The following is a 14,193-nucleotide window of genomic DNA, read 5'->3' as shown; positions in this document are numbered from 1 at the left end:
CCCCGACCCGATCCGGCTTTTTCCGGCAGCTTCCCTCTGTAGCTAGCTCTGGCGCCACCTCATTGTCTGCACGAGGATCCGATGGCTTCCCAGCTCTGGCCTCTCGATTAAGGCGGCTGATGATGGGAGCAGGTCTGATTTGGGCAACACCTTCTGCTATGATGAAAGACCGGTGTCAATGGGTCGATGCCCGAGGGGTTAAAGGGGGCGGACTGTAAATCCGCTGGCTTACGCCTACGTTGGTTCGAATCCAACTCGGCCCACCATCGGGTTTGCCCACGTGGCTCAGTGGTAGAGCACCCCCTTGGTAAGGGGGAGGTCACGAGTTCGATCCTCGTCGTGGGCTTGGCAATTTAGAGATAATCTTCAGCCGATAGTGCCAACGGCAACTGCCTCGCCGGTCAACGAAAAAGCCCGCGTGGCGGTAATGCGCACCGGCACCAGGGATCCCTTCAGTTGCTCTGGATCCCCTTCGAAGAACACCAAGCGATTGCCGCGGGTACGCCCCATCGCCTGGCGGGGGTTTTTCGGGTTGGGGCCTTCCACCAGCACCTCTTGCACCTGGCCTAAGAGTCGGGCGCTGCGAGCGGCAGCCACCTCGGCCACCAGTCGGTTCAGCCGTTGCAGGCGGTCGCTTTTTTCCTCTTCAGGCACCTGGTCGGGCCACTCGGCGGCAGGGGTGCCGGGACGGGGGGAGTAGGCAGCAGTGTTCACTTGGTCAAAGCCGATATCCTGCACCAGTTGCAGGGTTTCTTGGAACTGGGCTTCTGTTTCTCCCGGAAAGCCGACAATGGCATCGGCGCTGATGGCCGCTTCGGGCATGTATTGGCGGATGAGCTGGATGATCTGGCGATAGCGCTCGTGGGTGTAGCCGCGCCGCATCCGCTTGAGCACTTCGTTGCTGCCCGCCTGGAAGGGAATGTGGAAGTGCTCGCAGACTTTGGGCAGCTCGGCGCAGGTGGCGATCAGCTCCTCGGTAAAGTAGCGCGGGTGGCTGGTGGCAAAGCGAATCCGTTCAATACCTTCCACCGAATGGACGAAGCGCAACAAGCTGGCCAGGTTGGTTTTCGGATCCAGATCCCGTCCGTAGGCGTCGATGTTCTGCCCCAGCAACGTCACCTCGCGGTAGCCCGCTCTGGCCACGTCTTCGATTTCGGCGCGAATGGCCTGGGGCTGTCGGGACTGCTCTTGCCCTCGCACCCGCGGCACGATGCAGTAGGTACAACGCTCGTTGCAACCGTAGATGACATTGATCCAAGCAGTGACCTGGCTGTCGCGGCGGGGCTTGGTGATGTCTTCTGGGATCTCAACCGGATCGGTGGCCACCACCTGGTTTCCGGCTTCCACCTGCGCCAGCAAATCCCCAAGGCGGTTCACGTACTGGGGGCCCATGACCAGATCCAGCTCAGGGACGCGGCGCAACAATTTCTCCCCCTCTTGCTGGGCCACACAGCCGGCCACGATCAGCTTGATGGCCGGGTTCTTGCGCTTGCGCTGTGCCTGGATGCCCAGGTAGGAATAGACCTTCTGCTCAGCGTTGTCGCGGATGGTGCAGGTGTTGTAGAGAACTAAGTCCGCCTGCAACTCATCTTCGGTGGCCACATACCCCAGGGACTCCAGGATCCCGGCCATGCGCTCGGTATCGGCGCGGTTCATTTGGCAGCCGAAGGTGATGGTGTGGTAGGTGGGAGCAGCCATGGGAAGTAACAGCACAAAGAACCACCATCTTCGAGCTTAGCGGATCCTTAAAATGGCTGCGGGGCTTGAGACTCCAACAGTTAGTCTAGATAAAAGTTCCTACACCGGAAAAGGTTATGTTGCCGAAGCATCGCCCCAAGCAACTATCGCTGGGCCCTCTGGAATCGGAAATCTTGGAGATCCTCTGGGATCTGGGCAGCGCCAGCACCCGTCAAATCCACGAGCGCATCTTGGCCGATCCGGATCGGGAGCTGGCCTATGCCTCTGTGACTACAGTTTTGCAGCGCTTGAGCCAGAAGGGCTGGGTGAGCTGTGAGCGCCGCACCGATCCCCAAGGGCGGCATTTGCCGATGCTGTGGCGGCCTCGTCTTTCTCGTCAGGAAGCGGCCAGCCTCAGGGCCTTCACCCACCTGCAGCAATTTTTGGCCGTGGGGGATCCCGATACGGTGGCAGCCTTTGCCGATAGCCTGGATCAGGCCAGCGTGTCCCAGTTGCGGGCGATTGCCGAACGGCTGCGGGCGGCCCGTCAAGCCAGGAGGGATCCGCGATGAGCCACTTGGGCATGTTATTGCTGGGCTTGGGCCTCAGTTGCCTGTGGCGAGCCCAGGTGCGCCTGGACAGGAGTGGGGGATGGGGCCGACGTTGGCAGCGGGCTTGGATCCACTTCTTGCTGCCCCCGCTGCTGTTGCTGACCACTGCTTTGGCCTTGGCCTGGATGGGGCCGTGGGGACAAATGGCCGGGGTGGGGGGCTGGTTCTGCTACGGCTGTGCTCTGCTGTTGCTGGCCGTGGCCGGCGGCGTGGCCTTGCACTGGATTTGGGAATACTGGCGCTCCTATCGACGTGCCCATCTGCAAGCTTTAGCCCATGTGGATTTGCATGGCTCTCCGGCCTATGTGCTGGATTTGGAGATCCCTTTTGCTGCCCAAGTGGGGGTGTGGAATGCCCAGTTGGTGGTCAGCCGCGGCCTGCTGGAGCAGTTGGATGATGAGCACTTGCGGGCTGTAATCGCCCACGAAGAGGCCCATCGCCACTACCGCGATACCCTCTGGATGTTTGGAGTGGGCTGGCTGCGACGCCTCACCGGCTGGCTGCCCAACACCGAGGCCCTCTGGCAGGAATTGCTCACCCTACGGGAGCTGCGGGCGGATCGCTGGGCGGCCCAACGGGTGGATCCCTTGCTGTTGGGAGAGGCCCTGCTGCAGGTGGTGGGCTATGGCGTGGTGGAGCAACCGGCGGCGGCCTGGGTTGGCTTTGCAATGGCCGTGAGTTCAGACTCAGGGCAACGGCTGCAGGAGCGTATCGATGCCCTGCTGCAGCAGGCAGAGTCAGGGCCCGTCGATCCCCTACCCCATTCTTCTTCCATTCGGGGTTGGGCCTGGTTGGGGTTGTCCCTATTGCCTTTGCTGGCGATCCCGTTCCATACCTGAAGATTGACGGCGATTCCTCAACCAAATTGTCCTTGGGTTGGGGAAGCGAGCTTGAAAAAAAACCACCAGTTGACGCCCAAAGCCTGAGATCTGCTTTGCAAGCAGAATGGGATACTCTAGGTCAGGTTTTCTGGACTTCTAGGGACTTACAGCAGTGCAAACCAACTCTTCCCTTTCTGAGGCGACCGGGTCGGCGTGTGATCCCCTTACGCGGGCGCAGATCCTCATCGAGGCTTTACCCTACATTCAGCAGTACCAGGGCCGCGTTATTGTCATCAAATATGGCGGCGCAGCCATGGTGCACCAAGAGCGACGGGCCGAGGTGCTCCGAGACATCGTCTTTCTGGCCTGTGTGGGGATCCGCCCGGTGTTGGTGCATGGGGGGGGGCCGGAGATCAACAGTTGGCTACAAAAACTGGACATTCCCTTCAAGTTTGTGGATGGCTTGCGGGTTACCGATGCCGCCACCATGGAAGTGGTGGAGATGGTGTTGGTGGGCAAGGTTAATAAGCAGATCGTCCAGCTCATCAGCTTGGCCGGCGGATCGGCGGTGGGGCTGTGCGGGCGGGATGGCAACTTGATCAAAGCGCGATCCCAGGGCCGGGCGGAGATTGGCTTTGTTGGGGAAGTGAGCAGCATCAACCCCCAGTTGCTGCAAACCCTGTTGGAAGGTGGACAGATTCCGGTGATCTCCAGTGTGGCTGCCGATGAGACGGGCCAAGCCTACAACATCAACGCCGATACGGTGGCGGGAGAACTGGCGGCCTCTCTGGGGGCAGAAAAGCTGATTTTGCTCACCGACACCCCTGGCATTCTCCGGGATCCCCAGGATCCCAGCTCCCTGATTACCCTGCTGGACATCGAGATGGCCCGCCAGCTTATCCAAACAGGTGTGGTCAGGGGCGGCATGATCCCTAAGGTGCAGTGTTGCATTCGCGCCCTGGCACAAGGGGTGCGGGCGGCCCACATTCTGGATGGGGGATCCCCTCATTCCCTATTGCTGGAGCTGCTGACCGATGCCGGCGTGGGCACCAAGCTGGTTCCTTCTCAATTTGCCGCCCAGTTGGAAGGGCTGAACAACGGATCCCGCTAGGCTTCCTTGATGAAGCGCAGGATCTCCCGCACATGGCCGAGAAATTGGCTATCCACACTGAGCTGAGTCACAGCTTGGCGGGTCTCTTGGCGCAGTTGGCTGTGGTCTAGCTCGTTGCTGGCCCGCAACTGTTCCAGTTGGGCCTTGAGCGTAGCCAGCTCCTGCCGTAGGTAGCGCCGGGTTTCTTCCTCTTGTTGGGCCCAAGAGCCAGGTTTGCCGGGATCCCATTGCTCCTGCAACTGCTCGACTTGGCGTGTCAACTGCTTTATCCGCTCGGCCAACTCGATGGCATCTTCGCGAGGGATCTGGATTTGCCCTTGCAACTGGGCCAAGCGGTCGGCCAAATACTCGTAGCCCCGGATGGCCGGGCGCAGAGCTGTTAACAACAGGGCAGCCACAGCGCTGGGGTAGCCGAGGGGGGTCACCTGCCCAGCCGCCAGGCCGTAGAAAACCAGAGCCGACAGCCCATGCAGGGCAATGGCTATGCGCAACGACCAGCGGCTGAGCTTTTGTAGGAAAGCCAAGGTTGAATCTTCCACCGGGATCCCTCGTTCCTGAGACACAACCGCCTCCTGCTGAACGGCCTTGGCCTGAAAGTAGAGGTTCCAGGGAAGGGTGACGATCACCACCAGCCACCAAAAGCTGGCGATCCCAATGGCCCAATCGGCCAGCTCCCCAATAGGTAGCCCAAAAGCCCGCAACAGGCCAAACAGGATCCCGCCGCCGATCAACAACAGCAGCCCCGCCACCCAAACTGGGAAAAAGATTTTCGAGTAAGACACGGAGTAAGAGGTTGAGTAAGACATTGCCGGTTTCTCCTCATCAAGCTGCCTACAGCCTGCCCGAACCGAGCGGCCAGAAGCTCCTGAAGCGGCCAGTTTTCCGTCCGTCCCAGAGCCATTAGGGGTGCAGCTATAGCCATTCCCAATGGCGAGGAAACCCTTGCGGATCCCAAACTCCCTCTCCCTCAGGGAGAGCGCTTAGAGTAGATCAGTGCTCTCTATGAGTTGTCTTTGTTGTTCTCGGGTGTAAGCCTGTGAGCCTTGCCGCCTCTCCCCCCGATACCGATTTAAGTAGGGATCCCCGCCCTCGGCGAGAAAGCGATTGGCGGCTGCTGCGGCTGCTCTGGCCCTATGCCCGTCGGCACCTCAGGCTGGTGTTGGCGGCCTTGGCCTTTCTGCCCCCTTTGGCCTTGGCGGATGCGGTGCAGCCTCTGATCCTACAGCGGGCTCTGGATGGCCCCATTGCCCGAGCGCTGGAACGAGGTGAGGCCGGGATCCTCTCCGACCTTTGGCCCTATGTGGGGCTGTTGATCCTAACGGTACTGGTTCGCTGGCTCTTCCAAGCCCTGGAAGGGTATGTCAGCCAAAAGCTGGGGCAGTTGATGACCCGCGACATCCGCGACGATCTCTTCGCCCACATTCTGGCCTTGCCGGCTCAGTTTTTCGACCGCACCCCGGTGGGCAAGTTGATCACCCGCATCACCAGCGACGTGGAAGCCTTGGGGGATGTCTTTTCCACCGGTGCCGTCGGCATTGTCAGCGACCTGTTTACTCTGGGGGTGATCGCGGTGGTCATGCTCAGCCAACGCTGGGATCTGGGCTTGCTGCTAATCCTCATCGTCCTGCCCATCAGCGCTGTTGTCCTCGAGTTGCAGCGCCGCTTTCGGGATGCCAACTTTCGCGTGCGCGAAGAACTCTCCAAGCTGAACTCCTGGATCCAGGAGAACATCTTGGGCATTACCGTGGTGCAACTGTTTCGGCGGGAGCGGCTCAATAGCGAGATTTTTCAAACCATGAACCGCCGCTACATCCGGGAAGTGGATCAAACCATCCTTTATGATTCTGCCCTTTCTGCCGTTTTGGAGTGGGTGTCTTGGCTGGCCGTGGCGGCTTTGCTCTGGGTGGGCGGGCAGCAGGTGATGTCAGCCGGTAGGGGCTCACTTGGAGGGGGATGGACGGGATCCCTGCCCCTGCCCAGGGAACCCCTCACCTTCGGTAGCCTCTACGCCTTTATTCTCTTTTCACAACGGTTTTTTAACCCGCTGCGGCAGTTGGCCGAAAAGTTTACGGCCCTACAGGCGGGGTTCACCGCCGTCGAGCGCATCGACGCCATCCTCAGCCTGCCGGTTGCCATCCGGGATCCCGCTCAGCCCCGCCACCTACCCCCCGATGCTAAGGGAGAGGTGCAGTTTGAGCACGTCTGGTTTGCCTACAACCCCGGGGAGTGGGTGCTGAAAGACCTCACCTTCACCATCCGCCCCGGAGAGAAAGTTGCCCTGGTGGGGCCCACGGGAGCCGGGAAAAGCTCCATCATTCGCTTGCTCTGCCGTCTCTACGACGTAACCCAGGGATCTATTCGCATTGACGGTGTCGATATTCGCGATCTCCCCCAAGCTGAGCTGCACCGCCACCTAGGGGTAATCCTGCAGGATGGATTTTTGTTTTCCGGGGATATCCAGCAAAACATCACCCTAGGAGAGAAGGCAGATCTAGCGGCAGTGGAGCAGGTCGCCCGCCAACTCAACCTGCATGACTTCCTCCGCAATTTGCCCCAAGGCTACGCCACCCCTGTGCGAGAGCGGGGCAGCAACCTCTCCAGCGGCCAGAAACAGCTTATCAGCTTTGTGCGGGCCATGTGGCGGGATCCCAAAATCTTGGTTTTGGACGAAGCCACCGCCAGCCTGGATGTGGGCACCGAAGCCCTCCTGCAATCGGCTCTAGACACCCTGCTGCGGGATCGCACCGCCCTGATCATCGCCCACCGCCTTTCCACCATCCGCGATGTGGATCGCATCTTGGTTCTGCAGCGGGGGGAACTCAAAGAGCAGGGATCCCATGCCGAGCTCATGGCCCTCAGCGGGCTCTATGCCAGCCTCTATCGGCTGCAAGATCTGGGCGGCTAGCAGGGTGCTTCTGCCCAACCGTCAGCGACTGGCGCCAAAGCGAGACCGAATTGCCTTTAGGGTGGTGAAGCTGGCATCCGCGAACGCGATGCGAGCCTTGCAGAGTAACAGATTGCCGTTATCCACGGCAGTGTCTCTCAAGCTGGCCAAACCATCGCTGGCCTGCACCAGGGCACGGCGGCCCCAGCTAGAGAAATTTTTGCTGAGGGTGTTGATCAAGCGTTCCATAGGGATTGGACATTCCGCTCCTTGTCTTCCACCTAGCCTACTCCCCCAGCCGCAGGTATCCACAGAGGGCCATCAAGAAAATTGTTTGTTACAGATTGTTAAAAACTTGCCGTCAAGCCGGCAGACTGGCTATGATAGTCCCCAAGTTTGGCAAGCAATTCAAAGAAAGCGGTTAGCCATGAATCATCGGCCAGAGGTAGTGGAAGGCACAGAGTCCAAGCAGAAGGTGACCCTGTATCTCTCACCTGAGCTGCACCGGAATCTGAAGATTCGGGCTGCCGTGGAGCGGGAGCCGATGTCGGCAGTGGCAGAGAAGGCCATTACCTTCTATCTGCTTCACCCAGAGGTCATTGAAGGGGTACAAGGTAGCGCCTATCGTGTCCATCAATGTCCCAAGTGTAGTCACCCATTTGTTATCCGCGATGGAGAGGTGGTTTCCCTGCACCAGACATCGGCTGCCGAAGCCATCCTTGAAGAGGTGGAGCCAGAATACTGGGGATCGGCTGCTGGCTCGGAAGAGCAACGGCAGGATGCTCTGGTACCCTGCTAGAACGCTCCCAAGCGGGCCCCCTTCAGGAACTTGAGCTGATAGGAGCAGACAGCAACACAGAAGGCTTCTAAAATCCTCTCAAAATCCATCCAACAAGGGCGTACTCCCAAGTGCAATCCAATACCTAGACAACTCGAACCCCATTTTTCAACCGTCCTGGCGGCTCCTGAAATTTCCCCTCTGCAGTTGGTGTTTCCCATGCAAGAGCTAAGCATCCTCATTCAAGCTCAATACCCACTGCTGTACCTGCTGACTCCAGAGGAGGAACGGGCAGAAGCGGCTCTGGCAGCAATTGCCCGCACCCTTAAGCCTCAGCGTCGCCTATTCATTTGGACAGTTACCCACGGCATCGTCGAATACGGCAACCCCCGCAGCCTCACCCAGCACAACACCCAATCCCCCCAGCCCGCCATCCAGTGGGTCATGGAGCAAAAGGATCCCGCCATCTGCGTCTTCAAAGACCTACATGACTTCTTGGACAACACCGAGGTGAAGCGCTGGCTGCGGGATGCTATTGCCAGCCTGAAGGGATCCCACAAAACCATCCTGCTCATGTCGCCGGTGCAGGTGATCCCGGTCGAGCTGGAGAAAGACATTTGCGTAGTGGACTTCCCCCTGCCGGACATGGCCACATTGGAGCGCGCCCTCAACCGCCAGCTGGAGCAGATCCCGCGCTCCCTGCCTTTGGCTCCTGATACCCGCGAAAAGTTGCTCAAGGCGGCCCTGGGCCTAACGCAGGACGAGGCAGAAAAAGTCTACCGCAAGGCCGTGGTGATGCATGGTCGCCTCACCGAGGCAGAAGTAGACATCATCCTCTCTGAGAAGAAGCAACTGATCCGGCGCAACGGCATTCTCGAGTTTATCGAAGAGGACGAGACCATCGACGCCGTGGGCGGTCTGGAAGAGCTGAAGCGCTGGCTGCTGCAACGCTCTGAAGCTTTTACCGAGCGAGCTCGCGCCTATGGACTGCCCCAGCCTAAGGGGATGCTGATCCTGGGCGTACCTGGCTGTGGCAAGTCGCTGATCGCCAAAACCACGGCTCGTCTCTGGGGCTTGCCTCTGCTGCGTCTGGACATGGGCCGCGTTTATGATGGCTCCATGGTGGGCAAATCGGAAGCAAATCTGCGTAGTGCCCTGCGGACTGCTGAATCTCTTGCCCCTGCTATCCTTTTCATCGACGAGCTGGACAAAGCCTTTGCCGGGTCAGCAGGCTCCAGCGATTCCGACGGGGGCACCTCTAGCCGCATCTTTGGCTCCTTCCTGACCTGGATGCAGGAGAAACGCTCGCCGGTTTTTGTCATGGCCACGGCCAACCGTGTGGATCGTCTGCCGGGTGAATTCCTGCGCAAGGGCCGTTTTGACGAAATCTTCTTCGTGGACTTGCCCAACATCAACGAGCGCATCGAGATCTTTCGGATCCACCTGAAGAAGCGGCGGCGCGACATCAGCCGCTTTGATCTGCGCCAGTTGGCCGCAGCCTGTGAAGGCTTCTCCGGCGCGGAGATCGAACAAGTTTTGATTGCTGCCATGTACGAAGCGTTTGCCCAGAACCGCGAATTTACCCAACTGGACATTTTGGCAGCAACGAAAGCAACTCAACCGCTATCTCGCACCATGACGGAGCAAGTGGTAGCGTTGAGGGAATGGGCCCAGCAGCGGGCTCGGCCTGCAGCGGCCTCTGTAGCCGAGTACCAGCGGCTGGAGTTCTAGGAGGAGGTGAGGATCCAAAGCTACCTTGACAGAAGCAGGGACGGCAGGGCCCAAACCTTCCCCAAAGAACAGTGCCCATTGTTTGTGTCGATGTTCCAACCCCTACACACAGGAGAGAAACACCATGTCTCATTTTAGCACCTTGCGTACCAAGATCACCGATAGCCAAATCCTGATCAACTCTCTGCGCGATCTCGGCTACACCGTTAAGCTGAACGCCGACGTGCGTGGCTACAACGGCCAGCGTGTTCGCGCTGACATCGTGGCTCAGTTGGAAGGCGACTACGATCTGGGCTGGTCGAAGAATCCCGACGGTTCCTACGACCTGATTGCCGATTTGTGGGGCGTGGCCAAGAAGCACAACCAGACCGAGTTGATCAACTCCATCAACCAGAAGTACGCCGTCAACAAGACCTTGGCCGAGGTGAAGCGTCCTGGCTTGAACAACGCCAACGTTAAAGTGGTGATGCACTAAGCCGGATCCTGTCTCGCCATCGCTGCAGCGATCTACACCGACTAAAGTTAGGAGGGGCTGAATCCAGCCCCTACTTTTTGGCTTGGTTTTTGGATTGGAGGGGCTGCGACCCGAAGGAGGAACCTACGCTTCTGTGAGAGCGGCAATGCCGGGCAGCACCTTCCCTTCCAATAGCTCCAGGCTGGCTCCGCCACCGGTGGAGATATGGGTCATTTTGTCGGCCAGGCCCACTTTTTCCACGGCAGCCACCGAGTCTCCCCCGCCGATGATGGTGGTGGCTCCCGCTTGAGTGAGATCGGCCAGGGTGCGGGCAATGGCTTCTGTGCCCAGGGCAAAGCGGTCGAATTCGAACACGCCCATTGGCCCATTCCAGACCACGGTTTGGCACCCCTGCAGGGCGGACTGAAAAGCTTTTACCGATTCTGGGCCAATGTCCAGACCCATCCAGTCGTCGGGGATCTGGTGGATGGAAACCGTCTGGGCGTTGGCGTCTTTGTCAAAGCGATCCGCTACCACCACGTCCACCGGCAGCAACAGCTCCACCCTTCGCGCTTTGGCTTTCTCCATCAGGGAGCGGGCGAGATCCAGCTTGTCGGTTTCTACCAGGGATTTGCCGGTCTTGAGGCCCTGGGCTTGGTAAAAGGTGAAGATCATGCCGCCGCCGAGGAGGAGCTTATCCACCTTCTCCAGCAGCCTCTCGATGACGCCGATTTTGCTGGACACTTTGGAGCCGCCGATGATGGCCGCCAAGGGGCGCCGCGGATTCTCGATGGCGCCCGAAAGAAACTGCAGCTCCTTTTCCACCAGGTAGCCAGCCACAGCAGGCTGGAGATAGGCGGTAACGCCGGCAGTAGAGGCGTGGGCGCGGTGGGCACTGCCAAAGGCGTCGTTGACGAACAAGTCCGCCAGTGAGGCCAACTTGCGGGCAAATTCCGGGTCGTTGTCTTCCTCTTCTGGGTAGAAGCGAACGTTTTCCAGCAGGGCCACCTGCCCGTGGGTCAGGCCGTTCACCACTGCCTCGGCCTCGGGGCCAATGCAATCGGGGGCAAAGGCGACCGGCTGGCCCAGCAACTGAGAAAGACGGGTGGCCACGGGGGCTAGGCTATTGCCCTCGCGAGCGATCTTAACCGCGCCTGTCTCTTTGTCTTTTTTGACGGGGCGGCCCAGGTGGCTGGCGAGGATCACTTTGGCGCCCGCTTGGATGAGGGCCTGGACGGTGGGCAGAGCAGCCCGAATGCGGGTGTCATCGGTAATGTTGCCCTGGGCGTCCAAGGGGACATTGAAATCGGCTCGCACCAGCACACGCTTGCCGGCCAGATCAAAGCCGGATGACAGCAGGGATCCCAGTGTTTGTTTGGCCATCGTTGTCTTTCCCCCCGGACTGCGGAAAATCTTTACTTTTTCTTCCGTATGTATCCTACCAGCGATTGGGATCCCGGCAGCGAGACCGATGGGCTCAGGGATCCCCTTGTTCCGCTGCTTTTGCTGGGTCGGCCTTCCGTCTGCCCCTTGGCCCCGGCAATTGTAACGGTTTGCAAATAGAATAAAAATGTTGCTTTGTCGTTACCCTCATGCGTGTTGCCATTGCTGGTGGCGGGCTGGCCGGGCTGGCCTGTGCCAAGTATCTCTGCGATGCCGGGCATCAACCGCTCCTCTTCGAGCGGCGGGATGTTTTGGGTGGCCTGGTGGCTGCCTGGAAAGATGCCGACGGCGACTGGATCGAGACGGGACTCCACAACTTTTTCGGCGCCTACCCCAACACCTTGCAACTGTTCGCGGAGCTGGGCATTTCCGACCGCCTGCAGTGGAAACAGCACAGCTTGATCTTCAACCAGCCGGACAAGCCGGGCACCTACTCCCGCTTCGACCTGCCGGATATTCCCGCCCCCTTCAATGCCATTGTCGGCATCTTGCGCAACAACGACATGCTCACCTGGGGGGAAAAGGTGAAGTTTGCCCTGGGGCTGGTGCCGGCCATGATTCGCGGCCAGCGCTATGTAGAGCAGATGGATCGTTACAGCCTCTTGGAATGGCTGCGGCGACAGGGCATCGATGAGCGGGTCAACACCGATATTTTCATCGCCGTTTCCAAAGCCCTGGCTTTCATCAACCCGGATGAGATCTCGGCGATGGTGCCCCTGACGGCCTTGAACCGCTTTTTGCAGCAGAAGGATGGCTCCAAAATTGCCTACCTAGACGGCGCTCCCCCAGAGCGGTTGTGTCAGCCGATGGTGGACTACATTGTGGCCCGTGGGGGGGAGGTTCATCTAAACGCGGCGTTGCAGGACATTCGTCTCAACCCTGACGGCAGCGTGGCCGGGTTTCGCTTGGCCACCCCCTCTGGGCCGGTGGAGGTGACTGCCGATGCCTATGTCTCGGCCCTTTCGGTGGATGCCCTCAAGGAGCTGTTGCCGGCGCAGTGGTGGGGGATCCCCTTTTTCCAAAAGCTGCGTGAACTGGAGGGGGTGCCAGTAATTAGCCTGCAGATCTGGTTTGACCGCAAGATCACTCACATCGATCACTCCTTGTTTTCCCGCTCGCCGCTATTGAGCGTGTATGCCGACATGAGCAACACCTGCCGGGCCTATGCCGATCCGGAGCGGTCCATGTTGGAGCTGGTGCTGGCTCCGGCTGCCGAGTGGATTGATCGCGGCGATGAGGAGATCTTTGCCGCCACGCTGGAGGAGTTGAAAAAACTCTTTCCCCAGCACCTTACCGGCCCCAACCCCGCCCGCGTGCGCAAGTGGGTGGTGGTGAAAACGCCGCGCTCGGTCTACAAGGCTACCCCTGGCAGACAGCAGTATCGCCCCACTCAAGTTACCCCTATTCCCAACTTCTTCTTGGCGGGCAGCTACACCCTACAGCCCTTCCTGGGCAGCATGGAGGGAGCGATTCTCTCCGGCAAATGGGCGGCTGAAGCCATCAACCAAGGGATCCCGTTTCAACGCGCTTCTGTCTCGGCCTCAACTCTGGCAGCTGCGGGGGTCTAGCTCTCCGCCGTCCGCCTCCTATGCCTTTTGAATCTTTCTTTTCCCCACAACCTCTTCTAGGCTATCCGCGGCGTCCGCTTTCCCGTAGTGTTGATATGTGCCCTCGCCGTTCCTCTTCCTTCTCTATCCTGGCCCTGTGCTCCTGGAGATAGCCAGATGAGTCCGCTTGAGCAATCTTTTGCCCTCTGTCGCCAGATTACGGCCAAGCACGCCAAGACATTTTACTTGGGATCCCTGCTCTTGCCCCGACCCAAACGGCGGGCCATCTGGGCCATCTACGCTTGGCTGCGGCAAACGGACGAGTTGTTGGATGGGCTAGAGGCCAGCCAGGCAGAGGTGGAGGTCACCCGCAGCAAGTTGGAGCAGTGGGGATCCCATCTGGAGTCGCTCTTCCAGGGAGGCGAGCCGCAAGTCCCCACGGACCTCGCTTTGATCCACACCATCCGCACCTACCGCCTTTCCATCGAGCCGTTTCGCGAGATGTTGCTGGGGCAGAGCATGGACTTGGATACGCGGCGCTACGCCACCTGGGAAGATCTGCGCGTCTACTGCTACCGCGTGGCCGGGGTGGTGGGCCTGATGTGCTCGGAGATCATGGGATTTGTGCCGGGCCGGGATGGCCGCGAAGAGGCGGTGGCCTTGGGGATCGCCATGCAGCTCACCAACATTTTGCGGGATGTGGGGGAAGATGCCCGCCGCGGACGGATCTACATCCCCCTCGAAGATCTGCGCCGCTTCAACTACTCTGAGCGGGATTTGTTTGACTATGTTATCGACGAGCGCTGGATGGCTCTAATGGACTACGAGATCCAACGGGCCAGACAGCTCTACGCCCAGGCCGAACGGGGGATCCCCACCCTGCAACCCGACTCCCGCTGGCCGGTGGCCGCTTCTCTGATGCTCTACCGGCAGATCCTCAACGCCATCGAGCGCAACCACTACCAGGTTTTTCGCACTCGCGCCTACGTATCCACCCTAAGCAAGGCGTTGGCGCTGCCGGTGGCTTGGTGGCGTTCCAACTACTACGGCTATTAGCCAACGGTGCCCAACCGGAGTGGTGGCAGAAAATCGGACACAAGACGGCAAGCCCAAAACCCGTGAACGGCGAGGAAAAC

14 protein-coding genes and 2 tRNA genes are annotated in these 14,193 nt (G+C 59.6%); 12 read left to right on the top strand and 4 right to left on the bottom strand.

The genetic code is table 11. The features are described 5' to 3' along the window. Positions 1-180 precede the first annotated feature (180 nt). Positions 181-266, top strand: a tRNA-Tyr gene (locus ACVWYZ_RS05785). A gap of 8 nt (positions 267-274) precedes the next feature. Then, a tRNA-Thr gene (locus ACVWYZ_RS05780) sits at positions 275-346 on the top strand. Between the two features lie 20 nt (positions 347-366). Here ACVWYZ_RS05780 and miaB read toward each other — a convergent pair. Next, on the bottom strand, positions 367-1,698 hold the full coding sequence (miaB, locus tag ACVWYZ_RS05775; RefSeq protein WP_457466479.1) for a tRNA (N6-isopentenyl adenosine(37)-C2)-methylthiotransferase MiaB: 1,332 nt from the start codon (positions 1,696-1,698) through the stop codon (positions 367-369). 116 nt (positions 1,699-1,814) lie between these two features. On the opposite strand from miaB, the gene ACVWYZ_RS05770 reads away from it, so the two are divergent. The 3 genes from ACVWYZ_RS05770 to argB all read left to right on the top strand — a co-directional run bounded on the left by ACVWYZ_RS05770 (position 1,815) and on the right by argB (position 4,220). Beyond that, a complete protein-coding gene (locus tag ACVWYZ_RS05770; RefSeq protein WP_457466478.1) occupies positions 1,815-2,249 on the top strand; it encodes a BlaI/MecI/CopY family transcriptional regulator in 435 nt (144 codons plus the stop codon). Then, positions 2,246-3,127 carry a M56 family metallopeptidase gene (locus ACVWYZ_RS05765; RefSeq protein ID WP_414373669.1) on the top strand — a complete coding sequence of 294 codons (882 nt, stop codon included), beginning with the start codon at positions 2,246-2,248 and terminating at the stop codon, positions 3,125-3,127. The genes ACVWYZ_RS05770 and ACVWYZ_RS05765 overlap by 4 nt, the downstream gene beginning before the upstream one ends. 154 nt (positions 3,128-3,281) lie before the next feature. Further along, positions 3,282-4,220 carry an acetylglutamate kinase gene (gene argB / locus ACVWYZ_RS05760; protein WP_457466477.1) on the top strand — a complete coding sequence of 313 codons (939 nt, stop codon included), beginning with the start codon at positions 3,282-3,284 and terminating at the stop codon, positions 4,218-4,220. Here argB and ACVWYZ_RS05755 read toward each other — a convergent pair. After that, positions 4,217-5,026, bottom strand: a complete 810-nt coding sequence (locus ACVWYZ_RS05755; protein ID WP_457466476.1) for a hypothetical protein — start codon at positions 5,024-5,026, stop codon at positions 4,217-4,219. The two genes, argB and ACVWYZ_RS05755, sit on opposite strands and share 4 nt — an antisense overlap. Positions 5,027-5,256: 230 nt before the next feature. Between ACVWYZ_RS05755 and ACVWYZ_RS05750 the strand changes: the two genes are divergently transcribed. Next, complete coding sequence (locus ACVWYZ_RS05750) at positions 5,257-7,125, top strand: ABC transporter ATP-binding protein (RefSeq protein WP_457466475.1); 1,869 nt, start codon at positions 5,257-5,259, stop codon at positions 7,123-7,125. 21 nt (positions 7,126-7,146) lie between these two features. On the opposite strand, the gene ACVWYZ_RS05745 is transcribed toward ACVWYZ_RS05750, so the two are convergent. Beyond that, complete coding sequence (locus ACVWYZ_RS05745; RefSeq protein WP_041436551.1) at positions 7,147-7,353, bottom strand: hypothetical protein; 207 nt, start codon at positions 7,351-7,353, stop codon at positions 7,147-7,149. A 178-nt stretch (positions 7,354-7,531) separates the two neighbouring features. On the opposite strand from ACVWYZ_RS05745, the gene ACVWYZ_RS05740 reads away from it, so the two are divergent. From ACVWYZ_RS05740 to ACVWYZ_RS05730, 3 genes are all read left to right on the top strand, one after another. Next, positions 7,532-7,903: a hypothetical protein gene (locus tag ACVWYZ_RS05740; RefSeq protein WP_041436554.1), complete on the top strand. Its 372-nt coding sequence runs from the start codon at positions 7,532-7,534 to the stop codon at positions 7,901-7,903. A gap of 198 nt (positions 7,904-8,101) precedes the next feature. Further along, positions 8,102-9,613 (top strand): stress-responsive protein Ycf46, encoded by a 1,512-nt coding sequence (ycf46, locus tag ACVWYZ_RS05735; RefSeq protein WP_011433294.1) that lies wholly within the window; start codon positions 8,102-8,104, stop codon positions 9,611-9,613. 124 nt (positions 9,614-9,737) lie between these two features. Continuing rightward, complete coding sequence (locus tag ACVWYZ_RS05730; protein ID WP_414355711.1) at positions 9,738-10,088, top strand: DUF1257 domain-containing protein; 351 nt, start codon at positions 9,738-9,740, stop codon at positions 10,086-10,088. A 123-nt stretch (positions 10,089-10,211) separates the two neighbouring features. Here the strand turns inward: ACVWYZ_RS05730 and ACVWYZ_RS05725 are convergent, their stop codons facing one another. Next, positions 10,212-11,450 (bottom strand): phosphoglycerate kinase, encoded by a 1,239-nt coding sequence (locus ACVWYZ_RS05725; protein WP_457466474.1) that lies wholly within the window; start codon positions 11,448-11,450, stop codon positions 10,212-10,214. A 48-nt stretch (positions 11,451-11,498) separates the two neighbouring features. Between ACVWYZ_RS05725 and ACVWYZ_RS05720 the strand changes: the two genes are divergently transcribed. The 3 genes from ACVWYZ_RS05720 (at position 11,499) to ACVWYZ_RS05710 (ending at position 14,113) form a co-directional block, all read left to right on the top strand. Beyond that, complete coding sequence (locus tag ACVWYZ_RS05720; RefSeq protein WP_414400357.1) at positions 11,499-11,630, top strand: hypothetical protein; 132 nt, start codon at positions 11,499-11,501, stop codon at positions 11,628-11,630. A 29-nt stretch (positions 11,631-11,659) separates the two neighbouring features. Further along, complete coding sequence (pds, locus tag ACVWYZ_RS05715) at positions 11,660-13,078, top strand: 15-cis-phytoene desaturase (RefSeq protein WP_457466473.1); 1,419 nt, start codon at positions 11,660-11,662, stop codon at positions 13,076-13,078. Between the two features lie 156 nt (positions 13,079-13,234). Beyond that, complete coding sequence (locus tag ACVWYZ_RS05710; protein WP_457466472.1) at positions 13,235-14,113, top strand: phytoene synthase; 879 nt, start codon at positions 13,235-13,237, stop codon at positions 14,111-14,113. Positions 14,114-14,193 lie beyond the last annotated feature (80 nt).

This window comes from Thermostichus sp. MS-CIW-37, assembly GCF_054060065.1.
The sequence above is the reverse complement of the archived record's forward strand: the minus strand, read 5'-3'. Positions and strand labels throughout refer to the sequence as shown.